Source organism: Polaromonas sp. AER18D-145 (genome assembly GCF_002379095.1).
Taxonomy (GTDB): Bacteria; Pseudomonadota; Gammaproteobacteria; order Burkholderiales; family Burkholderiaceae_C; genus Polaromonas.
Genome location: NZ_NBZV01000055.1, coordinates 1 through 26,887, shown reverse-complemented (window position 1 = coordinate 26,887; position 26,887 = coordinate 1). Strand labels below are relative to the sequence as shown.

The 26,887-nt window shown below is 64.1% G+C and carries 19 protein-coding genes and 1 pseudogene; 8 read left to right on the top strand and 12 right to left on the bottom strand.

Annotated features, from left to right (window positions below; all coding sequences use genetic code 11):
• Nucleotides 1-225: 225 nt before the first annotated feature.
• From B7G52_RS20340 to B7G52_RS20310, 7 genes are all read right to left on the bottom strand, one after another.
• Nucleotides 226-999, bottom strand: a complete 774-nt coding sequence (locus B7G52_RS20340; RefSeq protein WP_096699492.1) for a type III pantothenate kinase — start codon at nucleotides 997-999, stop codon at nucleotides 226-228.
• 103 nt (nucleotides 1,000-1,102) lie between these two features.
• Complete coding sequence (locus B7G52_RS20335; protein ID WP_096699490.1) at nucleotides 1,103-2,548, bottom strand: amidase; 1,446 nt, start codon at nucleotides 2,546-2,548, stop codon at nucleotides 1,103-1,105.
• A gap of 40 nt (nucleotides 2,549-2,588) precedes the next feature.
• Nucleotides 2,589-4,088 (bottom strand): M81 family metallopeptidase, encoded by a 1,500-nt coding sequence (locus tag B7G52_RS20330; RefSeq protein ID WP_096699500.1) that lies wholly within the window; start codon nucleotides 4,086-4,088, stop codon nucleotides 2,589-2,591.
• A 5-nt stretch (nucleotides 4,089-4,093) separates the two neighbouring features.
• Complete coding sequence (locus B7G52_RS20325; protein ID WP_096699488.1) at nucleotides 4,094-5,746, bottom strand: ABC transporter ATP-binding protein; 1,653 nt, start codon at nucleotides 5,744-5,746, stop codon at nucleotides 4,094-4,096.
• A gap of 151 nt (nucleotides 5,747-5,897) precedes the next feature.
• On the bottom strand, nucleotides 5,898-6,785 hold the full coding sequence (locus B7G52_RS20320) for an ABC transporter permease (protein ID WP_096699486.1): 888 nt from the start codon (nucleotides 6,783-6,785) through the stop codon (nucleotides 5,898-5,900).
• Nucleotides 6,785-7,738 (bottom strand): ABC transporter permease, encoded by a 954-nt coding sequence (locus B7G52_RS20315; RefSeq protein ID WP_096699484.1) that lies wholly within the window; start codon nucleotides 7,736-7,738, stop codon nucleotides 6,785-6,787. The genes B7G52_RS20320 and B7G52_RS20315 overlap by 1 nt, the downstream gene beginning before the upstream one ends.
• Nucleotides 7,739-7,901: 163 nt before the next feature.
• On the bottom strand, nucleotides 7,902-9,485 hold the full coding sequence (locus tag B7G52_RS20310; RefSeq protein WP_096699482.1) for an ABC transporter substrate-binding protein: 1,584 nt from the start codon (nucleotides 9,483-9,485) through the stop codon (nucleotides 7,902-7,904).
• Between the two features lie 99 nt (nucleotides 9,486-9,584).
• On the opposite strand from B7G52_RS20310, the gene B7G52_RS20305 reads away from it, so the two are divergent.
• Entirely contained in the window at nucleotides 9,585-11,057 is a 1,473-nt protein-coding gene (locus tag B7G52_RS20305; protein ID WP_096699480.1) for an amidase, read from the top strand.
• On the opposite strand, the gene B7G52_RS20300 is transcribed toward B7G52_RS20305, so the two are convergent.
• A complete protein-coding gene (locus tag B7G52_RS20300; RefSeq protein WP_371329047.1) occupies nucleotides 11,027-11,701 on the bottom strand; it encodes a LuxR C-terminal-related transcriptional regulator in 675 nt (224 codons plus the stop codon). The two genes, B7G52_RS20305 and B7G52_RS20300, sit on opposite strands and share 31 nt — an antisense overlap.
• A gap of 51 nt (nucleotides 11,702-11,752) precedes the next feature.
• Here B7G52_RS20300 and B7G52_RS20295 point away from each other — a divergent pair, with 51 nt between their 5' ends.
• Nucleotides 11,753-13,090, top strand: coding sequence for a sensor histidine kinase KdpD (locus B7G52_RS20295; protein ID WP_096699496.1), 1,338 nt, complete (start codon nucleotides 11,753-11,755; stop codon nucleotides 13,088-13,090).
• A gap of 20 nt (nucleotides 13,091-13,110) precedes the next feature.
• A complete protein-coding gene (locus B7G52_RS20290; RefSeq protein ID WP_096699478.1) occupies nucleotides 13,111-14,088 on the top strand; it encodes a response regulator in 978 nt (325 codons plus the stop codon).
• A gap of 24 nt (nucleotides 14,089-14,112) precedes the next feature.
• Here the strand turns inward: B7G52_RS20290 and cqsA are convergent, their stop codons facing one another.
• From cqsA to B7G52_RS24205, 4 genes and pseudogenes are all read right to left on the bottom strand, one after another.
• Complete coding sequence (cqsA, locus tag B7G52_RS20285) at nucleotides 14,113-15,372, bottom strand: alpha-hydroxyketone-type quorum-sensing autoinducer synthase (RefSeq protein ID WP_096699494.1); 1,260 nt, start codon at nucleotides 15,370-15,372, stop codon at nucleotides 14,113-14,115.
• A 140-nt stretch (nucleotides 15,373-15,512) separates the two neighbouring features.
• Entirely contained in the window at nucleotides 15,513-16,829 is a 1,317-nt protein-coding gene (locus B7G52_RS20280) for an acetylornithine deacetylase/succinyl-diaminopimelate desuccinylase family protein (protein WP_096699476.1), read from the bottom strand.
• 300 nt (nucleotides 16,830-17,129) lie between these two features.
• Nucleotides 17,130-17,501 (bottom strand): rhodanese-like domain-containing protein, encoded by a 372-nt coding sequence (locus tag B7G52_RS24210; protein ID WP_371329048.1) that lies wholly within the window; start codon nucleotides 17,499-17,501, stop codon nucleotides 17,130-17,132.
• Between the two features lie 42 nt (nucleotides 17,502-17,543).
• Nucleotides 17,544-18,251 (bottom strand): annotated as a pseudogene (locus B7G52_RS24205) (MBL fold metallo-hydrolase); the annotation flags it as partial.
• Between the two features lie 328 nt (nucleotides 18,252-18,579).
• Here B7G52_RS24205 and B7G52_RS20270 point away from each other — a divergent pair.
• From B7G52_RS20270 to icmF, 5 genes are all read left to right on the top strand, one after another.
• On the top strand, nucleotides 18,580-19,701 hold the full coding sequence (locus tag B7G52_RS20270; protein ID WP_096699472.1) for a TRAP transporter substrate-binding protein: 1,122 nt from the start codon (nucleotides 18,580-18,582) through the stop codon (nucleotides 19,699-19,701).
• Nucleotides 19,702-19,783: 82 nt separating this feature from the next.
• Nucleotides 19,784-20,404 carry a TRAP transporter small permease subunit gene (locus B7G52_RS20265; protein WP_096699470.1) on the top strand — a complete coding sequence of 207 codons (621 nt, stop codon included), beginning with the start codon at nucleotides 19,784-19,786 and terminating at the stop codon, nucleotides 20,402-20,404.
• On the top strand, nucleotides 20,401-22,368 hold the full coding sequence (locus B7G52_RS20260) for a TRAP transporter large permease subunit (protein ID WP_096699468.1): 1,968 nt from the start codon (nucleotides 20,401-20,403) through the stop codon (nucleotides 22,366-22,368). The genes B7G52_RS20265 and B7G52_RS20260 overlap by 4 nt, the downstream gene beginning before the upstream one ends.
• Nucleotides 22,369-22,487: 119 nt before the next feature.
• The gene (locus B7G52_RS20255; RefSeq protein WP_096699466.1) at nucleotides 22,488-23,339 is read left to right on the top strand and encodes a PPK2 family polyphosphate kinase; all 852 of its coding nucleotides are present in this window, start codon (nucleotides 22,488-22,490) and stop codon (nucleotides 23,337-23,339) included.
• Nucleotides 23,340-23,386: 47 nt separating this feature from the next.
• The gene (icmF, locus tag B7G52_RS20250; protein ID WP_096699464.1) at nucleotides 23,387-26,761 is read left to right on the top strand and encodes a fused isobutyryl-CoA mutase/GTPase IcmF; all 3,375 of its coding nucleotides are present in this window, start codon (nucleotides 23,387-23,389) and stop codon (nucleotides 26,759-26,761) included.
• Nucleotides 26,762-26,887: the final 126 nt, after the last annotated feature.

Here is a 26,887-nt window from a genome sequence, read left to right as displayed (position 1 = left end):
CGCCAGCATGAGGTCGATGATGCGGTGTACCGGCTCAACCACAGACCCCGCAAGTGCCTGGGTTACCTCACCCCGCACGAGGTCTTCTATGGCTTGAAGATGCAGCCGATTACACTGCCTTCTGTTGCGCTTTGTACTTGAATCCGCCGCGTTTCAGGGGCCCAGCCCTTGAAGGGCAAGCGCCGTCAGCTATTTAATTGATAGCAATCAAGGTTTCTGTTACTGTCAGGCGGAGGCGGTAAACCGTTGCGCGGCGATTTCCAGCAGGCCGTCGAAAATCAGGCTTTCCACCAGTTCCACGTTGACCGACATGCTGGGCGCCATCTTCCAGCCCGCGCCGCCCGTCATGATGCATTCGGGCGCCTCGCCGCAATGCCGGGTGGTGTTTTCCACCATGCGCTGCACGGCGCCGGCAATCGCAAAGGTGCCGCCACTGGTGAGGGCATCGCTGGTGTTGGTGGGGAAGTCTTTCACCTCACCCGTCGGGACATGCAGGCCGGCCGTGCCGGACTCGAGCGCACGCAGCATGATGCCGTGGCCCGGCAGGATGATGCCGCCCAGGAACCTGCCGGAAGCGTCGATCGCCTCGACCGTGACCGCCGTGCCAACCATCACAACCACACAGGGTTTGCGGATGCCGCGGCCCAGAAGCCGGTGCCGCGCCCCTATCATCGCGACCCAGCGATCGGCGCCAAGACGCGCCGGGTGGTCGTAGCCATTGGTCACGCCGGCCTCCTGGGCGCTGGAAACGACCCAGCGCGGCTGGACATCCCAGTGCTCCATCTGCTCCTCGACACGGCGCTTGACCGCGTCACCGGCCACGATGCAGCCCAGGATGTGCGACGGTGTGGGCAGGCCGCGCCACTCCTCGTCCGCCAGCTTGTCGATGTTTTCCAGAAACACCGCGCCATGGGCCAGCACGGGCGACCCGACCACCGGGGCCGCGTAATGGGCCCACTTCAGCCGGGTATTGCCCACATCGAGTGCTAAAAAAGTCATGCCACCCGATTATGAACAGCTTCTGAGGCCAGGGGCGCCGGCAGGCCTAGAGGTTTTCCAGTAAATCAAGGAGCGCGCCCCGCAGCGAAGGGCCGCAGGCGCCTCAGGGGGCAATGGCCACCGGCCGCTTGAAATCAACATCGGCAGGCCGTGCGGCCTCGTAGGCGCGCGAGGCGCGCAGTACCAGCGCGTCACCAAACATCGGCCCGACAAACTGCAGGCCGATGGGCAGGCCCGCCGCGGTCAGGCCGCAGGGCACCGTGCTGGCTGGTTGTTGGGTCAGGTTGAAGGGGTAGGAAAACGGCGTCCAGCCCAGCATGGCGGCCGGGTTCATGGGACTGTGCCCGGCCGGCCGCGCCTCGAACGCCGGCACCGCCACGCTGGGCGTGACCAGCAGGTCGAAACGCTGCATGAACTGGCGCATGTGCGAGCCCAGCGCGCCGCGCTGCATGTGCAGGCGCTGGATGTCCAGCAGGCTGAACTTCTCACCGAGCAGCGCCTGGGCGCGAAAGTCGGGGTCGGTCAGCGCCTGCTGCGCGGGTGTGAGCGTGTTCCAGACCGTCCACGCACCGGCAAACCACAGGCCGGTGGTGATCTCCAGCGGGTCTTCGAAGCCCGGATCGATCTGCTCGACCAATGCGCCGAGGTCGGCCAGCAGCGCCACGGCGCGGGCCACGGACCGGGCCACCTCGGGATCCACATTGCGCGCATAACCGAGGGCCGGCGACCAGGCGATGCGCAGGCCGCGGATGCCGTCTTCCAGCCCTGACAGGTAGTCGCTGCTGTCCGGCGGCAGCGAGGTCCAGTCCCGGGCATCCGGCTTTTTGAGCACATTCATCATCAGCGCCGCATCACGCACGCTGCGGCTGTGCGGGCCCAGGTGCGCAACCGAGCCGAACGGCGACAGCGGGTAGGCCGGTACGCGGCCGAAGCTGGGCTTGAGGCCGAAGTTGCCGCAAAACGCCGCCGGAATACGCACCGAGCCGGCGCCATCGGTGCCTATGGCCAGCGGCCCCATGCCGGACGCCACCGCCGCCGCCGCGCCGCCGGAGGAGCCACCCGGGGTCTTGCTGACATCCCAGGGGTTGCGCGTGATGCCGGTGCGCGGTGAATTGGTCTCGCCCTTGCAGCCGAACTCCGGCGTGGTGGTTTTGCCGAGAATCACCGCCCCGGCTTCGCGCAACCGCGCGGTGGCCGGTGCATCCACCTCCCAGGGCTGGCTGGCGTCCACCGTGTGGCTGCCGCGCAGGGTCGCCATGCCGCGGGTCAGGATCAGATCCTTGATGGACACCGGCACACCGTCGAGTTCGCCGCAGGGCGCACCCCCCTGGCGATAACGCTGCCAGCGTGCCTCGCTGTCCCGGGCGCTTTGCAGCGCGGACTCGTGCGCCACCAGGCAGAAGGCATTGAGGACGGGGTTGAGTGCGTCAATACGCGCCAGCACGGCGCGGGTGGCCTCGACCGGCGAGGCCTGGCCGCTTTGGTACAGCTGCAGCAGCTCGGTTGCGGTGCAATCGGCCAGACCGGGCAAGGTGGGGGAAGGGGTCATCAGCTACTCCAGTCGTTGCTTGGTCCGAGCGACCCGTCCTTCAAGGACGGCGCCGGATCGAATCGGGCAGGTTTTTCCAGGGCAGATCGGCCGGGTCCGCCGCCATCGGCCCCGCGGCTTTGGCAATCAGGATGTCGGTCGCCGCATTTTCCACCAGCGGCGTGAAGTCCGCGCGGAAGTGGTTGGAGCTTTTGACCACGATGATTTTCATCGCCTCGGGCGTGATGCCGACCATGCGGAACAGCTCGCGGTCCAGCATCTGCATCTGGCCGCTGGCCACCGCCACCAGGATGCCGTCAACCTCCAGACAGGCACAGGGACCGAGGTTCGCCGTGTGCCCGGTCATCATCAAGCCCTTGAGCGTGACCGTGCCATCGCTCACAGCGCGCACCTTGAACTGGCCTGCTACCTCCGGGTCGCTGTGTTGACCGGTGAAGGTAGGCACCGCCGTCCCCAGCGTGATCGAAAGGGTCGCCCCCACCCCGGCCGCGGCGGCGGCCTGTGCAGCCTGCGGGTCGAACATCAACCCCAGCGCGATCTGGCCGGGAAATTTTTTCCCGGCGCCCTGTTGCAGCAGCGCATGCAACAGGCCGGTGGTGTTGCTGTCGCCGCCGGCGCCGGGGTTGTCCTGCGTATCGGCAATGACCAGCGGTTTGCGCGCCCGCTCCGCCCGCGCCAGCGATTGCGCGACGGCGTCACGGGCAGAAAGAAATTCAAGTGTCCACTGTGTCGGCTCGGCCACCAGGGCAAACAGGCGATCCACTGCTTCTGCCGCCTGTTCGCCATGCGCCCAGACCACGGGTCCACATTCAGCAAAGTCCGACGCCGGAAACGCCATGCAAAAACTCAGGCAGGTGCCGAAATCGCGGTCCAGCTCCGCCAAGGCATCGTAGAGGTCTGCGGCGGGCTGCATCCAGGTGCTCTGTGCATTCAGCGGAATCAGAAAAGGCAGACGCCGGTAGTGCAGCGGCTCCTTGCGGCCCAGCTGGAGGCGGCGTGCCAGCAGTTGCGCCGCCAGTTCGCCGGTCGCTGCCATGTCGATGTGGGGGTAGGTCCGGTAGGAGACCAGCGCATCGGCCTGCTGCAGCATGCGCTGCGTCACATTGGCATGCAGGTCCAGGCTGGCGACGATGGGAATGTCCTGGCCCACCACCTGGCGGATGCGCGTGATCAGCTCGCCTTCGGTGTCGTCCACATGTTCTGCCACGCCGGCCCCGTGCAGGTCCAGGTAAACCGCGTCGAAGCCGCCCCGGCCCACATCGGACAGCACGGCCGCGCTGATACGCTCGAACGCATCCTGCGTCACATAGGACGAGGGCGATGCGCCGCACCAGCTGCTGGGCACCAGTTGCCAGCCCCGGGTTTTGGCAGCATCAATGAAGCCCCCCGCCGGCAGATTGACGCCGGTGAGCCTGTCCAGCATCGCCTGGCCATGGATAAAGGCAGGGAAATCATCGCCCCGGTTGAACGCCGCCCAGTCGGCCTTGCTGGGCGCAAAGGTGTTGGTTTCATGCTGGTAACCAGCGACGAGGACTTTCAGGCTTTTCAAAATATTGCTCCGGGCGCGGCCGCGAACAGCCGGCGTGTGTAGTCGTGTTGCGGTTGTGCATACAACGCGGTGGTCGGGCCCTCTTCCACAATTTCGCCCTGGTGCATGACGATCACACGGTCGCACAGCTGCGCCGCCACGCGTAGGTCATGGGTGATGAACAGCATGCCCAGGCCCAGCTCGTCCTGGATCTCGCGCAGCAGTTTCAGGATTTGTGCCTGCACACTCACGTCGAGGGCGCTGACCGCCTCGTCGGCCACCAGCACACGGGGCCGGCAGGCCAGCGCGCGGGCAATCGCGATGCGCTGGCGCTGCCCGCCGGAGAACTGGCTGGGGTAACGCTGCAGGCCTTCGGCGGGCAACCGGACCTTGTCCATCAAACTGGCCGCCAGCGCCATGGCCTCTGCGCGGCTAGCTCCGAAATTCATAGCACCTTCGATGATGGAATCACCGACCTTGCGGCGCGGGTTGAGCGAGCGGTTGGGGTCCTGAAACACCACCTGCACCTGGCTGCGCAAGGGCCGGAGCCGGCCTTCGCTGAACCGGGCCACGTCGAGCAGGGCGTCGTCCGCGCCCCCTGCATTCTGGCGCCACAAGACTTGGCCACCGGTCGGGTCGATCAGCCGGATCAGGCAGCGCGCCAGCGTCGACTTGCCCGACCCGGACTCGCCGACAATGCCGACGGTTTCACCAGCCGACACGGCCACGGAGGCGGCCTTCAGCGCATGGGTCAGCCGGCTGCGGCCCAGCCAGTCGCGGGCGCTGTAGGTTTTGCTGACGTCCTGGCCACGCAGCAGCGGCGCGCCCAGCGGCGCAGGCCGGGCCGGCGGCGGCGTCATGCTGGGCACGGCCGCCAGCAGCATCTTGGTGTAGTCGGCCTGCGGCGCCTGCAGCACCGCATCACGCGTGCCGTATTCGACCGCCCGGCCCTGGTGCATGACCAGCACCTCGTCGGCAATCTCGGCCACCACACCCATGTCGTGCGTGATGAAGAGCACGGCACAGCGATGGCCACCCGACAGGTCCGCCTGCAGCTCCTCGATCAACCGGAGGATTTCCTTTTGGGTGGTGACGTCCAGCGCCGTGGTCGGTTCATCGCAGATCAGCAGGGCCGGCTGCAAAATGACGGCCATCGCAATCACGATGCGCTGCCGCTGCCCGCCCGAAAGCTGGTGCGGGTAGCTGCGCACCATGCGTTCGGGCTCCGGCAGCTTGACGCGCCGCAGAATATCCAGCACCGCTTCGCTGCGCCGCTTCGCGCCCCAGTCGGTGTGCTGCCTGAGCAGTTCGTCAATCTGGTCGCCGCAAGTCATGACCGGGTTCAGCGCGGTCATCGGCTCCTGGAACACCATGCCCATGGCCTGGCCGCGCAACGCGCGCAGCCGCTGGTCCGAAGCTTCCAGCAGCGACTCGCCCTGCAGCACGATGCGGCCCGGACCGGGCTGGAGTTCGCGGGCCAGCAGGCCCATCACGGCCGTGGCCATGACCGACTTGCCGGAACCCGATTCGCCGACCACACACAGGGTTTTGCCGGGATGGATGCTCAGGCTGATGTCTTCCACCGCGTAGGGCCGGTCACTGCCGGGCGGCAGGGCGACGTGCAGCCTGTCGATGACCAGGACGGGCGAGGGGCTAGTGTGGTGTTGCATGCTTGACGGCACAAATAAAACCGATGGATTTTTGTTCAGGGCAAGACGCAAACCGCAGCCATAGTTCGACTATGGCGAGGATTTGCAACGCAGCCATGGGCGAAAAGACGCGGTTTTATGTGCCGGATAGCGTGCAACACCACACGACTGCTCATGAGGTGCGCTTTGAAAATTTCGGGTCCAGCACATCGCGCAGCCCGTCGCCCAGCAGGTTGATGGCCAGCACCGTGGGCACCAGGAACAGCGCCGGAAACAGCACATTGCCCGGGTACTGGGTGAACTGCACGCGGCCCTCGGCCATGATGTTGCCCCAGGTCGGGATGTCGGCCGGCAGGCCCAGGCCGAGAAAACTCAGGATGGCTTCGGTCAACACGGCCGACGCCGCCACAAAGGTGCCCTGCACGATCAGCGGCGCCATGGCATTGGGCAAAATGTGCCGCCACAAAATCACCGGCGTTGGCGTGGCCAGCGCCCGCGCGGCTTCCACAAACGGTTCCTCGCGCAGGGTCAGCACCATGGCCCGCACCAGGCGCGTCACACGCGGAATTTCGGGAATCGCAATGGCCACCACCACCGTCCACAGCTGCGCGCCCAGCGCCGCCACCAGCGCGATCGCCAGAAGAATGGCCGGAATCGCCATCAGCCCGTCCATGAAACGCATCAGCACCGCATCGACGACGCGAAAGTAACCCGCCAGCATGCCGAGCAAGGCGCCTATACCGATGGCAACCGCTGCAGTAAACATAGCCACCAGCAGCGAGGTACGCGTGCCATACAACACGCGGCTGTAAATATCGCGGCCGAAATTGTCGGAGCCCATCCAGAAGGTGTGCGTCACCAGCGTGCCATCAAGCTGCGCAAACTGGCCGCGCACGCCCGCCGCGGTGTTGATGTGGGCGGAGTCCATCGCCGCTGGGTCCACCGTGCCCAGCCATGGCGCGATCGCTGCCAGCAGCAGCAGCAGGCCGAGCACCGCCACGCCGAAGCGAAAGGCGCTGTTGCGCCAGAGCCGTTGGGAAAGGAGTTGCCAGACCTGCATCAGTAGCGGATCCTCGGGTCCAGAAACAGGTAGCTCACATCGACCAGAAAGTTGACCCCGACATACAGCAGGCTGAAAAACAGCACCAGGCCCTGGATCACCGGAAAGTCGCGGTTCAGTACTGCGTCCACCGTCAGCGAGCCCAGGCCGGGAATGGCGTAGACGGTTTCAGTCACCACGACACCGCCGATCAGCAGCGCTACGCCAATGCCGATGACGGTGACGATGGGCACTGCCGCATTGGCCAGCGCATGGCGCATCAGCACCGCTGATTCGGTCAGACCTTTGGCCCGGGCCGTGCGGATGTAATCCTCGGTCAGCGCCTCGGACACGCTGGCACGCGTGACACGGGCAATCAGCGCGACATAAATCATCGCCAGCGTGATCCAGGGCAGCACCAGCTGGCGCGCCCAAGCCCAAACGCCCTGCCCATCCGTGCCGAACAGGCGCCGGTAGCCCTGCACGGGAAACCAGTCAAGCTGCACGGCGAACACGTAGATCAGCAGGTAGGCGGTCACAAACACCGGGATAGAAAACCCGGCCACCGAAAAGCCCGACAGCAGCCGGTCCAGCCAGCCGCCCATGCGCCAGGCGGCGATGGTTCCCAGCGGCACCGCCACCAGCACGGCCAGCAGCAAGGTGCCCACCGCCAGACTGAGGGTAGGCTCCAGCCGCTGCACAATCAGTTCTGTGACGGGTTTGTTCAGATAAAACGAGTAGCCCAGATCACCCTGCAGCACATGGCTGAACCAGATCCAGAACTGCACCAGCAAGGGCTTGCTCAAGCCCAGGACTTCGCGGATTTTTTCGATGTCTTCGTTGGTCGAGTTGTTGCCCGCAATCACGGCGGCCGGATCACCGGGCGTCAGCCGCAGGATCAGGAACACCACGACGGCCACCACCAGCAGCACGGGAATGGTCGCCAGCAGGCGCTGCAGCAGAAATCTCAGCATGTGGATTTCCCAAGGGATATCGCCGCCATTCGCGCCAGCGCCCGCTGAGCCTCAGGACAACCCGTCTTTACCAGCCGGGGCCGCGGATCTGGCTTCGCCAGTCCGCAGGCGCAGCGCCCCCTCGGGGGGCAGCGACGACACGTCAGTGCGGAGCGTGGGGGCACTAGTTCTTTTTGATGTTCCAGTACACCTGCGCACCGCCAGGCACCAGCCCGGAGATGTTGGAGCGCAGGGCCGCCGGGTTGTTGTACTGGCCCAGATGCACGTGGGAGGCGGTCTCGATCGCACGCAACTGCAGCTGCTCGGCGAGTTTTTTCTTCTCGGCTTCGGTGCCGGCCTGGGCGAACTTGACCTTCAGGTCTTCAATGACCTTGTCATCCTGCCAGCCAAACCAGCCCTTGTCCCCGGATGCATTGAGCATGGCCATGGTCAGCGGGTTCTGGATGTCGCCGGCGGTCCAGGCCGTCATGAAGGCGTTCCAGCCGCCCTTGTCCGGTGCATCCTTCTTGGCACGGCGGGCCAGCAGTGTGGCCCAGTCGGACTGCTGCATGTCCACCTTGAAGCCGGCGGCTTCGAGCTGCTGCTTGGCAACCAGCGGCAACTTGGCAATCGAGGCCAGGTCGGTCGGCCGCATCAGCACGATGGGCTCGCCCTTGTAGCCGGCCTCGGCCAGCATCTGCTTGGCCTTGGCCGGGTTGGCCATGCCGGTGTAGATGCCGGTGTTGTCGCTGGCGTAAGGCGTGCCGCAGGGGAACATGCTCTTGCAGAACTTGTACATGCCGGGTGCGCCCACCTGTGTTTTCAGGAAGGCCTCCTGGCCCATGGCCACCATGGCCGCCTGGCGGATCTTCACGTTGTCAAACGGGGCATGCAGGTGGTTGAAGCGGAAGATGTACTGCAGGCCGGCCGGTTGGGCATCCACAATCTGCACATCCTTGGCGGCCTTCAGCGAAGCGTACTGCTCGAAGGCAGGCTGCTCGATGATGTCGACCTCGCCGGCAATCAGGGCATTGAACTGGGTCTGCGGATCGCGGATGATGATCCACTCGACCCGGTCCAGGTACACCACCTTGCCGCCGGTGGTGCCGTCCGGCGCTTCGGCACGGGGCTTGTATTTGTCGTTCTTGACGTACACCAGCTTCTCGCCCGGCTTGTACTCGGCCGTGACGAACTTGTAGGGGCCGGAGCCGATGTTTTCCTTGATCTGTTCGCTGCCGGGCGTGGCCGCAATGCGGGCGGGCATGATGAAGGGCACGTTCGACGAGGGTTTGCCCAACGCCTCGAGCATCACGCCAAACGGCTGGTTGAACTTCACGACAAAGGTCTTGGCATTGGGGGTTTCGTAACTCGCCAGGCTCTTGGCCATGACACCGCCGAAACTGTCGCGGCTGGACCAGCGCTTGAGCGATGCCACCACGTCCTCGCTGGTGACGGGTTTGCCGTCGTGGAACTCCAGGCCGTCACGCAGCGTGAAGGTCCAGACCTTGTTGTCCTTGGAAGCGCTCCAGGTGTCCACCATCTGCGGCTTGACCTTGCCCGCCAGGTCGGTCCCGAACAGCGTGTCATAAATCATGTAGCCGTGATTGCGGGTCACAAACGCGGTGGTCCAGACCGGGTCCAGAATGGTGATGTTCGAATGCGGCACGACCTTGAGCGTTTTTGCCTGGGCCTGGGCCGCAGGCGGCAACAGCAAACCGGAAACCAGGGCCACCGAAGCGGCCAGGGTGAAAAGGGAGCGACGTTTCATGACAATTTTTCCTTGGCAACAAGAGTTGGGGACAGTCAGACAGCAATCACAAAGCTGCTTTGTAATGTAACCACACTTCTGATGCAATATTCAAGCCATATGAAAAACAGCACACAACCCGGCAACCCCATCACCGACTGGACCGCCACCGAACTGTCACGTGCCATCCATGCACGCCGGGTTTCCTGCCGCGAAGTGATGCAGGCCTACCTGGAACGCATCGCCCAGGTCAACCCGCTTCACAACGCGCTGGTCAGCCTGCAGGAGCCGGACCATCTGCTGGCACAGGCCGACGAACGCGATGCACAGCTGGCGCCCGGCAAGTCGCGCACGGGAAGCATGGGCTGGATGCACGGCATGCCGCAGGCCATCAAGGACCTGGCCGCCGTGCAAGGCCTGCCCACCACCCTCGGTTCGCCCCTGATGCGGGAATTTGTCGCCCGGGAAGACGGCCTCATGGCGTCGCGCATGAAGGCCGCGGGCTGCATCGTGATCGGCAAGAGCAACACGCCGGAGTTCGGGCTGGGTTCGCACACCTTCAATGAGGTGTTCGGCGTCACGCGCAACGCGTACGACCCGTCAAAAAGCGCGGGCGGCAGCAGCGGCGGTGCGGCGGTGGCACTGGCCACACGCATGCTGCCGGTGGCCGACGGCAGCGACTTCATGGGCAGCCTGCGCAACCCGGCCGCCTGGGCCAATGTGTTTGGCCTGCGGCCCAGCCAGGGCCGCGTGCCGATGTGGCCGGTGCAGGACGTCTATCTCAGCCAGCTCGGAACCGAGGGGCCCATGGGTCGCACCGTCGAGGACGTCGCCAGGCTGCTCAGCATCCAGGCCGGCTGGGATGCGCGTTCGCCACTGTCGATTGCGGAAGATGGCGCCCAGTTCCTGAGCTTGCCTGATCTGGACACAAAAATTGTCCGGATTGGCTGGCTGGGCGACCTCGAAGCCTACCTGCCGATGGAGCACGGCATCCTGGGCACCTGCGAGCAGGCCTTGCAGCGCTTCGAACAACTCGGCTGTGCGGTTGAGGCGACGGCGCTGGGCACGCCCGCCGACCGGGTCTGGCAGGCCTGGCTGGTGTGGCGGCGTGCCCTCGTCGCCTCGCGCATTGCCCCATTTCTGGTCCAGGACAGCAACCGGGAAAAGATCAAGCCGGAAGCGCTGTGGGAATACGACCAGGCCCAGGGCCTGAGCACCAGCGGTTTTTCAGCGGCCAGTGCGCAGCGCACCGCGTTTTACCAGCACATGCTCACCCTCTTCGAGCGGTATGACTTTCTGGCCCTGCCTGCGGCGCAGGTGTGGCCGTTTGATGCGGGCGAGCGCTGGCCCCGCCAGATCAACGGCCACCCCATGGACACCTATCACCGCTGGATGGAAGTGGTGATTTACGCCACTTTCGCCGGCCTGCCGTGCATCAGCGTGCCTGCAGGCTTCGGCCCGCAAGGCCTGCCGATGGGCCTGCAACTGATCGGCAAACCGCGCGGCGACCGGGCCGTCCTGCAACTGGCCCAGGCCTACGAAGGTGTGGCGCAGGACATTCTTCAGATCACACCGAGCCAGCAGGCGCGCTGAATCGCCGACATCTTGTTGTCCACCTTGAGTTTGGCCATGGCATTGGACAGGTGATAGTTCACGGTCCGCTCGGCGCAATGCAGGCGCTCGGCGGTCTGGCGCGCCGTCAGGCCCTCGAAGGCCAGCGCCAGGCATTCGCCCTCGCGCGGGCTCAGCGGGCTGCTGGCCTGGGCCATGGTGCGCTTGAACAAGGGCCAGATATTGAGGGCCGACCAGACCAGCGCCGCAGCCTCGGCGCGGTCGTGGAACTGGCGTGGACTGAAAATGAAACACTCGAAGGCCCGTCCTGACGGCAGCGGAAATTCGACCCGCACCACACTCTGGAACCCATGGGCCAGCCACAACAGGCGCCAGCGGCTGGTGTTGCCGGACTCTGCCTTGCCAATGTGCTGCCAGGCCACGAGGGATGCATCCGACTCGCGCCAAGGCGCGCCGAAATCCTCGCTTTCTGCCAGCGCCAGCGCTGCGTCGAAAAAGCGGGGAGGGTGGACCGCTGCCACCAGCCGATCCTGCCGCTGGCCAAACGGGTCAGGGCTCAGGACCACCACCGCCTCGACGGAAAATTCGCGCAGTGCAGAAATCCAGTCACTCAACATGCTGTCCAGCGCAATACTGTCAAAGTTGACAGGGGGCCGCATCGTCATTTAAGCCCCGGAACTGTGACAATGTATTGTGATATGTTCGAAAATTTACGCATGACTTCCGGAGTACCCGCCACGATCAAACAATTGATTCACACGCTATGGAGCAGCCCCGGCGCGTGGGTGCGGCTGTGGTGTGCGCGAATCAGGGCTGAACTGCTTCAGGAGCAGCTGGTTCTCATTTTGCACCCGTCGCGCTGGCGCCTGCGCTGGCTCGGGCTGTTCACGCTGGTGGGTCATCCCCTGTTTGGGTGGATCTGGGGACAATGGCTGCCGCAGCCTTACGAGAGCCCCGCGCTTCGCGCTGTCATGGGTACGCTGGGTTTGCTGCTGATCTCGGAGAGCATCACCAACGACCCTTCCAGCAAACTCTCGGCGCGAATTTTTTCTGTGGTTTTCTGGATCCAGCTGCCGTTTTTTTTCAGCTGGATGTATCTTTGCAACAACGGCAACACGGTCTGGCTGGCCAGCTATTGCGCCATGGTGCTGATTTATTACCATGTGACCGACTGGCGTGCGGCCACCCTGGGGACGGTCACCGGGGCCCTGCTGGCCTGGGCGCTGTTTCAGGTCTTTGGTCCGGCGGTGACCCCCATGAGCCAGCAGCAGTTCTCCATCAACGCTGTGGTCATCGCTTTCAGCTGGGCCAGCGCCCTGCTGCTGGGACTGTCGTCGGCCAACCTGCGGCGCGAGCACCTGCAGCACACACTGACCACCATGGGCATCATGGCGCATGAATTGCGCACGCCGCTGGCCACGATGTCGCTGATCGGCGACGCCGTGCGCAATGAAGACCGGCAGATCAAGGAGCCCGGTGGCGGCCAGCGGCTGGACCAACTGGTTGTCAGGCTGCACACCCTGGTGCGCAACATGAACCAGCAGATCGACACGCAGATCGCCAACGCACGCCTGCTGCGCCTGCCGACACACCGGGAATCCGTGGCTGCCGCTGCGCTGCTGCGCAACGTGGTCAAGGACTACCCGTATCGCAATTCGCGCGAACGCGAATCTGTGGTGCTGGTGCTGCGCAAGGATTTTTCCTTCGAGTCGTCCTACCGGCTGTTCGCGCAGGTCATCAACAACCTGCTCAAAAACGCCTTTCGTGCGCTGGCGGCAACCAGCTCGGCCGCCAAACCCGGCGACCTGCGCATCGAAGTCGGGGTGCTCAATGGTTATGGGCGCATCATCGTCACCGACCAGGGCACCGGGGTCCCGTCGGAATTGCAGGCACGCATCTTCGAGCCGTTTTTCTCGACCGATCGGGGTACCGGTCACGGGCTGGGGCTGGCTTTCTGCCAGCAGGTCGTGGAAAGTGCCGGCGGCACCATCCGGGTGAAGTCAGAGCCCGGGCGCGGCGCCATTTTCATCATCGAGCTTCCGGTTCTCAGGTAACCCAACCCACACGCGCATCCATGAGTTTTCCCTTGTTTCATCGCCCGGGCGCCATCGTTTTCCTTGACGACGACCCCGTCTACCTCGAAATGCTGGCGATGGTGCTGCCACGCCAGTGGCACGTCAAGCTGTATCTGCGGCCCCAAACCTGCATCAACCAACTGCAGCAGGAGCCGCCGCTGTGGGAGGCCGACGCATGGACGCAGCAGGAGATGATCGAGCGCTGGCGTGCAGGCAGTCCGCTGATTCCGCAGGTCCTGAACTACTGGGCCAACCATACCGAACGTTTCGGACTGGCCAGGATCTGCGTGTTCGACTACGCCATGCCCGGCATGGACGGCCTGCAGGCACTGGGCGAGTTGACGGACTGGCCGGGCGGCCGGGTGCTGCTGACCGGGCAGGCGGACGAGCATGTGGCGGTGAGCGCCTTCAACCGGGGGCTGATCGACCAGTTCATTGCCAAGCAGACCGTCGACATCTCCCAGCACCTGATCACCGTGATCCAGCGCATGCTGGCCCAGCCGCAAATCCGTCATTCCCAGATATGGCGGGCCGCGCTGACCCAGCCCCAGCATGCCCTGTTGCAGGTGCCGTCGGTGGCCCGCCAGCTCACCAGTCTGGCCAGCAGCCATTGGGTCGAACATGTGGTCATTGGCCAGCCCTTCGGCATCCTGGGCATGGACGTGGACGGCCGCGCCAGCTGGCTGCAGCTGGAGTCTGCTGCGGGTCTGGCCGACCTGGCGGAGCTGGCAGAGTCCCAGGGCCTGAAGGCGGCTGCCGCTGACGACATCCGGGCCGGCCGCCACCTGGTGGACCTCGAGCTTCAGCAAGCACTGGGGCAACCCGGACCAGCGCGCCTGGTTCCGGCGTTTTCCATTGGCCACGAAGGCACCTTGCTGGGTGCCCTGTTTCCGGTCGAGCTGGCCGCCAGTCCGCCGGGGTTGACCGGTTACAAACACTGGCTCAAAAAGCACGGCCGGCGCACTGTGCGGGACTAGGCTCCCGGAGCCTGCCAGCAGGCCTTAACTTGTTTCAGCCGTCCGCGCCCGGCGGGCAATCGGCCAGTCCCAGGGCTTGACCAGCGGCGCGACCTCGTAAGCGACCGCCTCCACGTGGCTGAGCTCCGCATCGGTCAGCCCCGCGTGCAGGGTCAGGCGCACCATGGCCCGGTTGCGGCTGGTCGCCGGGGCACAAAACACAGCACCAAAAACACCGCGCTCCTCCAGGTGGTCGCGCAGCACCATGGTGTCAGGTTCGGTGCCGGCCTCCAGGGAAATGATCTGCTCCGTACCCTGATGGATCGGGTAACCCATGTCAGACAAGCTGCCGCGCAGCCTCAGCGTGTGGGCCCGCAGACGCTGGCGTTGTTCATCGCGTTTGCCGATCACGGCGAGTGTGGCGCCGAGGCCGGCGATCTCGTGGGGCAGCAGGCAGGAGCTGAAGATATTGGGGTAGCTGGAACTGAGGATGTAGTAACGCAGCTCTGCGGGCGCCGTGAAAAAACCACCGCGCCCGGCAAAGGCCTTGGCCAGGCTGGCCGTGATGAAATGCACCCGGTCCGTCAAACCGAGTTCGGCGCACAGCCCGGCGCCGCCGGGTCCATGCGTGCCGAGCGAATGCGACTCGTCCACCAGAATCATGCAGCCGTGGCGCTCGGCCACTTCCACCATCTCGCGCAGGGGACACAGGGCGCCGGTGGTGCTGTACACCGAGTCCACCACCACCACGCCCGGACCATGCCGCGACAACACCCGGTCCAGGTGGGCCGGGTCGTTATGGCGAAACGGATGCGCCGGTGCACGCGCCGCATGCGCCCCCTCCCACAGCGATGTGTGCGCCAGCGTGTCGAGGTAGACCGGGGTTTGCGGATCGGCAATCGCCTGCAGCAAACCCACATTGGCCGCATAGCCGGACTGGCAGACAAACCCGTCTTCCTTTCCGACCCACTGGGCCAGGTTTTTTTCCAGTGTCCGGGCGGGATGCTCGCCATGCACAAACACGCCGGACTGGATCACGAACTCCCGGTCGTTGCGCAGTGCCGCCACCTGGGCACTGACGATGTCGGGATGGCCGGTCACGCTGAGGTAATCGTTGCCGTCGAGCCGAACGGCATCGGGACCGGCCGTTCGGCCGTGAAGGACAAACTTGCCACCCCATTGCTGTTGCCAGCGGGGCGTGAATTCGCGCGCAATGCGCTGTTGCAGATGCGGGGAGAGGCCCGGGTTGACAACAGTTTTTGTTACGAGTTGTACAGGGGATTTTTCGAGAAATTGAGCGTGCATGGTGGTTACCTTGTGAAAAAGTACCACCATTGAAGATGAATTTAACAAATTCAGGGTTGTCCCCCTGTCAACATTGACAGGGGTCGCCCCCCGAAAGTCGAATTCCGGTGTAGTGATTGCCCTAAATAACTACCTTGGTATTACTCTGATGTTGCTTGGCGACCACGGGTCAGGCTTAAAGCTGCCAATGCCATGATTTTCGCGCTGTCCACCAGCTCCTGAATGCCCACGTATTCGTCGGGCTGGTGCGCCAGATCGAGAATGCCTGGACCGTAGGCTATACACGCATCGAGCTTGCCCGTGCGCACGATGTGTTTCTGGTCGTAAGTGCCAGGACTGGAGATGTAGCTGGCCTCGCGGCCCAGCACCCGGGCAATGGCGCGCGCGGTGGCCAGCACCACCGGCGCGTCCTTGGGCGTGGCCGTCGGCACAAAACTCATGATGTCCCGGATGCCGTAGTCAAAGCCGGGGCGGCTGCGCTTGAGCTCGTCGAGCATGGCCACAATCTCGGCCTTCACGGCCTCCAGGTTTTCTTCAGCAATGAAGCGGCGGTCCAGCACGGCGCGACAGGAATGCGCCACCACCGGTGAAGGCAGGTCACCGGTCGGTCGGTTCAGCGCGTCCATGGAGAACAGTTGCTCGACCTGGCCACCGTGCAGGCTGTTGATGTTGAGCGTGCTCACCCTGGCGCCGGGCGGCTCCACCGGTTCGGCCGTATGGCGCCGGGACAGCCGCGGCTGCAGTTGCGTCTCCAGCAGATGGATGAAGGCGCTCATGTGGTTGATGGCGCTGTCGCCCAGGAACGGCATGGAGCCATGGGCTATCCGTCCCAGGGTCTCGACCTCGCCCCACCAGACACCGCGGTGGCCCAGGCAGATGCGGTCCACCCCCAGCGGCTCGGGGATGATCACATGGTGCACGCGCGGTTTCGTGAAATAACCGCGCTCGGCCAGGTAACCCACGCCAGCGAAGCCGCCCGACTCCTCATCGACCGTGCCCGAAATTTCCAGCGCGCCGGCAAACGGCAGGCCTTCTTCAAGAATCGCCTCGCAGGCAATCACGCTGGACGCCAGTCCGCCCTTCATGTCGCAGGTGCCGCGGCCGTAGACCTTGCCGTCCCGGATCTCGCCACCAAAGGGATCGGTGGTCCAGCCGGAACCGGCTTCCACCACGTCGATGTGGCTGTTGAAGTGCACACACTCACCACCGGGCGCACCTTCGTAGCGGGCCACCACATTGATGCGCGGATGGGAGTTGCGGTCGCCCGGTGCACCCTCGGCCCGGATGTATTCGACGGCAAAGCCGCGTTTTTGCAGCCGCTCGCCAAGCAGGCGGGCGCATGCTTCGTAAGCGTCCCCTGGCGGGTTGATGGTGGGAATGCGAACCAGGTCCTGGGTGAGCGCAATCACCTCGTCGCGTTTAGATTCAATGCGTTTGAGCAGGCTGTCATGGTTCATGCAGCCAGTTTATGTGAACCGGGCCGGGCTGTCTCATGGCCGTTCCATGCACGGCCGCGGGGGCACCCTTCGACAGGCTCAGGGCGATCGGTCCAAATGACCCGCGTGGCTTTCTCTTTACCAGCCGGGGCCGCGGAACCGGCTTTGCCGGCCCGCAGGTGCAGCGCAGTACGCGAGCCACAAGCGTGGGGGGCGCGCGCTCTTCACCAGCAGGGGCCGCGGATCTGGCTTTGCCAGTCCGCAGGCGCAGCGCCCCCTCGGGGGGCAGAGAGCTACACGCAGTGAGCGAACGTGGGGGCTCTAGTTCTGCCGCCACGGCAGGCCGCGGTAACGCCAGCCGCCGCGTGCACCACGATGGGCCTGCGCATCGGGGTCGCCTTCGAACCCTTCCAGGATGTTGTAGGCCTCCAGCCCCAGTTCGGTGGCGCGTCTGGCAGCGGCGATCGAACGCACACCGCTGCGGCAAAGCATGACGGCCTTTTTTCCCGCCGGCACGACGGCCCGCAGGCCTTCGTCGAACTGCGGGTTCATGGCCATGCCCGGCCACTGTTTCCAGGCCAGCGGCACCGCACCCGGCACAAAACCCACCCATTCACGCTCCGCATCGGTGCGTACATCGACCAGCACCGCCTGGCCGGCCTGCCACCACTGGCAGGCGAGCTCGGGCGACACATTGCCGGCATAACCATCGGCCGGCAGGACCTGGAACACGTCGGCTCCACCGGCGTCGTGACGGCCGGTCCCCATGCCGGAACTCTGGTTGGCGGGGACCGCTTCGTCCATGCGCGCGGGCCGGGGCAGTTGGAGCTGCGACATGGTGGCCACAAACTCGGCCAGGCTTTTCCCGGCGATGCGGGCATTGCCGGCCTTCTCGGCCGCAATCGTCGAATGGGTCCGGCCCTGGTAGTCGTGACCCGGCCAGACCACGGTGTCGTCCGGCAGCGTGAACAGCCGCCCGGTGATGCTTTGGTAGAGGTCTTCGGCGCTGCCGGACTGGAAGTCCGTGCGGCCGCAGCCATTGATCAGCAGCGTATCACCGGTGAAAACGTGGCCGCGCCAGAGGTAACTCACACTGCCGGCCGTGTGACCCGGGGTATGCATCACGCGGACCTGTTCACCGCCAACCTGCAGCACATCACCGTCGCCGAGCTGCCGGGCGGCCGTGGCAATGCCGCAGCCTTGCGGCGCCGCCGTGCGGGCGCCGGTGTGTTCCGCCAGTTGCCCGGCGCTGGTGATGTGGTCGGCATGGGCATGCGTCTCCACCGTCCACAACAGCTTGAGCTTGTGCTCCCGCAGCACCGCGAGGTCGCGCTCGACCTGCTGGTCCACCGGGTCGATGATCAGGGCCTCACGCGTGGACGGATCAAACAGCAGATAGGTATAGGTGCTGGAGGCAGGGTCAAAAAGTTGAATCGGTGTCATGACAGGTTTCCGGAGCCGTCGGTAGGCAAAAGGCCAGCCTGCGTGAACCGCAGTTTAGAACCTCACGGCCGACGACAGCCTGTCGCCCCTCCAAAAAAAAAAGCACGCACCGGAACCATCGTCGCCACACGCCCTTTGCCGACGCGGAACAGGCGGGCCTGAACATTGACTGAAAGCTGACGGCACATCGTTAGACAGAGCCCAGATAAACAGTTTCACCCCATTTAGGGGCAATTGCCGCTGCCCCGTTGGTAAAAACCCTCTTCCATGCCAGGCCGCTATGGAAAAAGATAGTGCGCTAACGTTTTTTCACAACAGGAGACAAGCCATGACCGATATCAAGACCCCTCGCCGACGCAGCCTGCTCAAGGGCGCAGCTGTTGCAGCCGGCGCCGGTGCCATGTCCGCACCGATGCTGGCGACCGCGCAAACGGCCACCACGCTGCGCTTCCAGAGCACGTGGCCGTCAAAAGACATCTTCCACGAGTACGCCTCCGACTTCGCCAAAAAAGTCAACGACATGGCGAGCGGCAAGCTCAAGATCGAAGTGTTGCCCGCGGGCGCTGTCGTTCCTCCGTTTCAGCTGCTCGAGGCCGTCAACAAGGGCACGCTGGACGGTGGCCACGGCGTGGTCGCTTACCACTATGGCAAAAATTCAGCGCTCGCGCTGTGGGGTTCCGGCCCGTCCTTCGGCATGGACCCCAACATGCTGCTGGCCTGGCACAACTACGGCGGCGGCAAGGTCCTGCTGGAAGAGATCTACAAGTCCATCAACATGGACGTGGTGTCCTACCTCTATGGCCCCATGCCGACCCAGCCCTTCGGCTGGTTCAAGAAGCCGATCTCTAAGGTCTCTGACATCCAGGGCATAAAGTTCCGTACTGTGGGTCTAGCCGTCGACATGTACACCGACATGGGCGCGGCCGTCAATCCGCTGCCGGGCGGCGAAATCGTGCCGGCGCTGGACCGCGGCCTGATCGATGGCGCCGAGTTCAACAACGCTTCATCGGACAAGCTTCTGGGCTTCCCTGACGTGGTCAAGAACTGCATGCTGCAGAGCTTCCACCAGAGCGGCGAGCAGTTCGAGATCCTGTTCAACAAGACCAAGCTCAACGCCCTTCCGGCCGAACTCAAGGCCATCATCGACTACGCCGTTCAGGCAGCCAGCGCAGACATGAGCTGGAAGGCCATCGAGCGCAACTCCAAGGACTACATCGAGCTCAAGAAGGCCGGCGTCAAGTTTTACAAGACGCCCGACGCCATCCTGCGCGCCCAGCTAGCTTCCTGGGACAAGATCATGGTCAAGAAGGGGGGAGAGAACCCGCTGTTCAAGAAGGTGCTCGACTCGCAGAAGGCCTTTGCTCAACGCGCAGGTCAGTGGCAAAACGACTACACGGTCGACTTCAAGATGGCTTATAACCATTACTTCAGCAAAGGCAAGAAGGCTTAAATCAAGCTTCGGCATCTAAGGGGCACCTTGGGTGCCCCTTTATTTTTTCAGGGACCGTCCTTTGGCGGCGCTAGGAGTTGCAATGCAAGCGTTTTTACTGGCGGTGGACCGTTTTTCCACCTGGATCGGCAAGACCTGCGCCTGGAGCGTGGTCCTGCTGACCGTGCTGATCAGCTGGGAGGTGTTCAGCCGTTACGTGCTCAACCGGCCCCACGCCTGGGTGCTGGACGCCCAGATCATGCTTTACGGCCTGCTGTTCATGATGGCGGGCGCCTACACCCTGAGCAAAAACGGCCATGTGCGCGGCGACGTGCTTTACGGCTTTCTCAGGCCGCGCACGCAGGCGATCGTCGACCTGACGCTGTACATCATCTTCTTCCTGCCGGGCGTCATCGCGCTGACCTGGGCCGGCTGGACCTATGCCAATGAGTCGCTGGCGATCCGCGAGCAGACCTTCAACGCCGACCCGATCCCGGTCTACCCGTTCAAGTTCGTGATCCCGGTGTCGGGTTTTGTGCTGCTGCTGCAGGGCATCGTGGAAATCATCCGCTGCATCCAGTGCATACAGACCGGCGCCTGGCCGGTGCGCGAAGGCGACGTGGAGGAAGTGGACGTGGAAAAACTCAAGGAAATGGTGCACGTGAAAGACGAAGACATGGCCGCGCTCGAGCGCGATCTGGCCCTCAAGGAGAACCACAAATGAAGATCCGCAAAGAACTCTGGTTCGGCCTGAGCTTCATGGCGCTGGTCATCATCGGCGCCGCCACGCTGCTTCTGAGCGTCGAGAAAATATCCAACGGGCACCTGGGGCTGCTGATGCTGTCCCTGGTGGTGACCGCCATCATGCTGGGTTTTCCGACGGCCTTCACGCTGATGGGCATGGGGATGATTTTCACCTGGCTGGCCTACAACCGGGACACAACAAAGACGCTGGACCTGATGGTGCAGGCGGCCTTCAAGACCATGGCCAGCGACGTGCTGATCGCGATACCGCTGTTCGTCTTCATGGGTTACCTGGTCGAACGGGCCAACCTGATTGAAAAACTCTTCAAGAGCCTGCATCTGGCCATGGCCCGGATTCCCGGCTCGCTCGCGGTAGCCACCCTGGTCACCTGCGCCATCTTTGCGACGGCCACCGGCATCGTGGGTGCCGTGGTCACGCTGATGGGCCTGCTGGCCTTGCCGGCGATGCTGCGTGCCGGTTACAGCGTTCCGCTGGCGGCCGGTGCCATCACGGCGGGCGGCTGCCTGGGCATCCTGATTCCGCCTTCGGTGCTGCTGATCGTGTACGGTGCCACCGCTGGCGTCTCCGTCGTGCAGCTTTATGCGGGCGCCTTTTTCCCCGGCCTGATGCTGACCGGCCTGTATATCGTCTATGTCATCATCGTCGCCAAGATCAAGCCGCAGTGGGCCCCTCCACTGTCGGCCGCCGACCGCGTGGTCACGCTGCCGCCCCTGACGCAGCGCCTGACGAGCAGCACGGCCACCCACGCACTGACAGCCTTGTTCAGTGCTCTCAAGGGAAAGCGCAACACCGACGTGCCCTTGGGCCACATCCTGCGGCAACTGACGGTGGTGGTCCTGCCCGGCCTGCTCTTTCTGCTGGTGCTGGTGACCAGCTACCGGGCGGTCACCACCGTCGAAGCCGAAGCGGTGTATGACATCCAGCAGATAGGCGCGTCCAGCTCGTCAAACGCGTCAGCGGCCGATACCGGCGGTCTGCAGGAACCTCCCCAGGAAGACGGCCTGAAAGAGCCGGTTGCCGAGGGCGGCCTGCAGGAACCCCCGTCAGGCGATGTCAAGGAGCCTCCAGGCGCCGAGGCCCCCGCCGAGCCGGTAGCTGCGAGTGTGGCCGAACCGCCCGCCGCGGCCGCAGCCAGCGCCGACAAGGCGCCTGCCGCCGCGACCACACGCGACGCGCCCACCTGGTGGTGGGTCTGCTTTGCCATTTTCGGCGCGCTGGTCGCCCTCTTCTACCTGTTCCTGAGTTTTGCGCGGCTGGAAATCTTCAAGATGCTCCTGACCTCGTTTTTTCCGCTGATGATTCTCATCATCTCGGTGCTCGGGTCCATCGTGATGGGGCTGGCCACCCCCACCGAGGCGGCCGCGATGGGCGCCCTGGGCGGCTTTCTGCTGGCGGCGGCCTACAAGCGGCTCACGCTGTCGGTGCTGCAGGAGTCGGTGTTCCTGACGGCCAAGACCTCGGCCATGGTGTGCTGGCTGTTTGTCGGCTCGGCCATCTTCTCGGCGGCTTTTGCGCTGCTGGGCGGCCAGGAGCTGGTCGAGACCTGGGTGCTCAGCATGAACTTGAGCAAGACGCAGTTCCTCGTGATGAGCCAGGCGATCATTTTCATTCTCGGCTGGCCGCTGGAGTGGACCGAGATCATCGTGATCTTCATGCCTATCTTCATCCCGCTGCTGGACAACTTCGGTGTCGATCCGCTGTTCTTCGGCCTGCTGGTCGCGCTGAACCTGCAGACGGCTTTCCTGAGCCCGCCGGTCGCCATGGCCGCGTTCTACCTGAAGGGCGTGGCACCGAAACACGTGACTCTGAACCAGATTTTCCTGGGCATGTTGCCCTTCATGGGCATCCAGATCCTGGCCATCATCCTGCTGTACCAGTTCCCCGCCATCGGCCTGTGGTTGCCGCAGTTGCTGTACAAATAGAAATAAGCGGGCATCGCCCATCAGTCGAAAAGCAAAGGGGCGCGCAGGCGCCCCTTTGCTTTGGAAAAACGGTAAGATTGACGTTTACGTAAACGTCAATCACCCACACGGAGACAGCCATGTCCAACGGCAACGGCAACAGCAAGCGCGCGGCCCTGCTGGCCCCCTGGCAACCGCCCACCACCGGGCGCGGCCGGCCGTTTGGGCTGTCCGAACTCAAGGCCTCGGCCAAGCCCTTGTCGACCGGGGATAAAGGCGATGACAAGGCCGCCGTGGACGCCCTGGCGATGGAACTTGACGGCCTGCAGGACCTGTTTTTTGCCGACAAGCGCTACAAGCTGCTGGTCCTGCTGCAGGGCACCGACACCTCCGGCAAGGACGGCACGATTCGCGCCGTGTTCAGCCGAACCAGCCCGCTGGGCGTGCACACCGTGGGCTGGAAGGCACCGAGCGAGGAAGAGCGGGCACACGACTACCTGTGGCGCATCCATCGCCAGATGCCCGGCGCGGGCGAAACCATGATTTTCAACCGCAGCCACTACGAGGACGTGCTGGTCCCGGTGGTTCAGGGCTGGATCACGCCGGAGCAGACCGCGCAGCGTTTTGCCCACATCAACGCGTTCGAGCGCCTGCTGGCCGAAACCGGCACGGTGATCCTCAAGTTCATGCTGCACATCAGCTTCGAGGAACAGGGCCAGCGCCTGCAGGAACGGGTGGACGACCCGACCAAACGCTGGAAATTCAGCCTGGGCGACCTGGCGGTACGCAAGCAGTGGGCCGACTACCAGAAGGCCTACGAGGCGCTGCTGGGTGCAACCAGCACGCCCTGGGCACCCTGGACCGTGGTGCCCGCCGACTCCAAGACCCACCGCAACCTGATGGTGGCCACGCTGGTGCGCGACAAACTGAAGTCGCTGAACCTGTGCTACCCGCCTGACGATCCGGCGCTGGCCGGATTGAAAATCGAATAATTCCTCCCGCATCCAAGCCACGAGACAACCCTCCAGAGAGCGCCGCCATGACCGACCTGTCCGCCGAATACCAGGCCCTAGCCAGCTACCGCCCCACGCACAAGGTGCGTTTTGTCACCGCCGCCTCGCTGTTTGACGGCCATGACGCCGCCATCAACATCATGCGGCGCATCCTGCAGGGCATGGGCGCCGAAGTGATTCACCTGGGCCACAACCGCAGCGTGGACGAAGTCGTCACGGCGGCGCTGCAGGAAGACGCGCAGGGCATTGCCATCAGCTCCTACCAGGGCGGCCACGTCGAGTACTTCAAGTACATGGTCGACCTGCTCAAAAGCCGTGGCGGCGAGCACATCCAGGTGTTCGGCGGCGGCGGCGGCGTGATTGTGCCGCCGGAGATCCGCGAGCTCCATGCCTACGGCGTCGCCCGCATCTACAGCCCCGAAGACGGCCAGAAAATGGGCCTGGCCGGCATGATCGGCGAGATGGTCATGCGTTGCGACAAGGACCTGACCGGTTTCGCTCCTACAGACCTCCAGGCCATCGAAGGCCATGGCGAGATGGCCTGGCGCGCCTTGGCCCAACTCATCACCGCACTTGAAAACCGAGAGGTTTCTGCCGAAGGCAAAAACCTCTCGGTTTCCGAAGGCAAAAATAAAAAGGGGGGCGATAGCCCAGCCCGCGCAGCGGGCATCAATCCGGCGCTGGTCGAGACGCTGCGGGCGCAGGCTGCTATCAAAAAGATACCTGTGCTGGGCATCACCGGCACCGGCGGCGCCGGCAAGTCCTCGCTGACCGACGAGCTGATACGCCGGCTGCGCCTGGACCAGAACGACCAGCTGCGCGTGGCCGTCATCAGCATCGACCCGTCGCGGCGCAAGAGCGGCGGCGCGCTGCTCGGCGACCGCATCCGGATGAACGCCATCAGCCCCTGGCAGCAGGGGCCGCGCGTTTTCATGCGTTCTCTGGCCACGCGCGAGTTCGGCAGCGAGATCAGCAAGGCGCTGCCCGAAGTGATTGCCGCCTGCAAGGTCGCCGGCTTTGACCTGATCGTCGTCGAGACCTCGGGCATCGGCCAGGGCGATGCCGCCATCGTGCCGCATGTGGACGTGCCCATGTATGTGATGACGCCCGAGTTCGGCGCCGCCAGCCAGCTCGAAAAAATCGACATGCTGGACTTCGCCGAATTTGTTGCCATCAACAAGTTCGACCGCAAGGGCGCGCTCGACGCCCTGCGCGACGTGGCCAAGCAGGTGCAGCGCAACAAGGAAGCCTGGGGCACCGCGCCCGACCAGATGCCGGTGTTCGGCACCATGGCCGCGCGTTTCAACGACGACGGTGTCACCGCCTTGTACCAGGCCCTCAAGCCGCGCCTGGCAGAACTCGGACTAACACTGGCGGGCGGTTCCCTCCCCGCCGTCGATGTGCGCCACAGCACCAACCAGACGCCGGTGGTGCCTGCCGCGCGCACGCGTTACCTGGCTGAAATCAGCGACACCGTGCGCGGCTACAAGAAGCGCGCCCGCGAACAAGCCAGGCTGGCGCGCGAAGTGCAGCAGTTACAAGCCGCGGCCGCCATGCTGAAGATCGACAAGCCGGACCGCGCGCCCGCCGCCGAGGCCGCGCTGGACCTTGCCGGCAAACGCAAGGCCCGCCTGGACAGCGATGCACGGCAGCTGCTGGGTCAGTGGCCCGACATGCAGCAGGCGTATGCCGGCGAAGAATACGTGGTGAAGATCCGCGACCGGGAAATCCGCACGGCGCTGACCAGCAAGTCCCTCTCGGGCACGACCATCCGCAAGGTGGCACTGCCGCAGTACGAAGACCACGGCGAAATCCTCAAGTGGCTGATGCTGGACAACGTGCCGGGCAGCTACCCCTACACCGCCGGCACCTTCGCCTTCAAACGCGAGGGCGAAGACCCGACCCGCATGTTTGCCGGCGAAGGCGATGCGTTTCGCACCAATACGCGCTTCAAGCTGCTGAGCCAGGGCATGGCGGCCAAACGCCTGAGCACGGCTTTCGACTCGGTCACGCTGTACGGCAACGACCCCGACCTGCGGCCCGACATTTACGGCAAGGTCGGCAACAGCGGCGTGTCGATTGCCACGCTCGACGACATGAAGGTGCTGTACGACGGGTTTGACCTGTGCAGCCCGAGCACCTCGGTCAGCATGACCATCAACGGCCCGGCGCCCACGATTCTGGCGATGTTCATGAACACCGCCATCGACCAGAATCTGGAAAAATTCAGGAAAGACAACGGGCGGGATCCGACCCCGACAGAGCTTGAAAAAATCCGCGAATGGGTGCAGGAAAACGTGCGCGGCACGGTGCAGGCCGACATCCTGAAAGAAGACCAGGGCCAGAACACCTGCATCTTCTCGACTGAGTTCAGCCTCAAGGTGATGGGCGACATTGCCGAGTATTTTGTGCACAACCGGGTGCGCAACTTCTACAGCGTCTCCATCAGCGGTTACCACATCGCCGAAGCCGGCGCCAACCCGATTTCGCAGCTGGCCTTCACGCTGTCGAATGGCTTCACCTTTGTTGAAGCCTACCTCGCGCGCGGCATGCACATCGACGACTTCGCGCCCAACCTGAGCTTTTTCTTCAGCAACGGCATGGACCCGGAATACACGGTCATGGGCCGCGTCGCCCGCCGCATCTGGGCCGTGGCGATGAAGGAAAAATACGGTGCCAACGAACGCAGCCAAAAGCTCAAGTATCACATCCAGACCTCGGGCCGCAGCCTGCATGCGCAGGAGATCCAGTTCAACGACATCCGCACCACCTTGCAGGCGCTGATTGCGATCTACGACAACTGCAACAGCCTGCACACCAACGCCTTCGACGAAGCCATCACCACGCCCACCGAAGAGTCGGTGCGCCGCGCGATGGCGATCCAGCTCATCATCAACCGCGAGTGGGGCCTGGCGAAGAACGAAAATCCGTCACAGGGCGCCTTCATCATCGAAGAGCTGACCGAGCTGCTGGAAGAAGCGGTGCTCAGCGAGTTCGAGCGCATCGCCGAACGCGGCGGCGTGCTGGGCGCCATGGAAACCGGCTACCAGCGCGGCCGCATCCAGGACGAGTCCATGCATTACGAGATGCTCAAACACACGGGTGAGCTGCCCATCATCGGCGTCAACACCTTCCGCAACCCGCATGGCGAGCAGGTAGCGGACAAGCTGGAGCTGGCGCGCTCCACCGACGAGGAAAAACAGAGCCAGCTGGCACGCCTGCAGGACTTCCACCGGCGCCACGCCAAGGAAGCCCCGGCCATGCTCAAGCGCCTGCAACAGGCGGTGATTGCCAATGACAACGTGTTCGAGGTGCTGATGGACGCGGTACGCGTCTGCTCACTGGGCCAGATCACCCACGCGCTGTTCGAGGTGGGGGGGCAGTACCGGCGGAACATGTAGATTGCTACTGATTCAATAGCTTGTTGCGTTTGCTGCGTAAGGGCTGGAGACACATTTCCTGTTGAATCCGGCATCACGCTGCGCCAGGGGTCCTTGCTGGACAGTAGTTCTGACTCCCCACTCCCC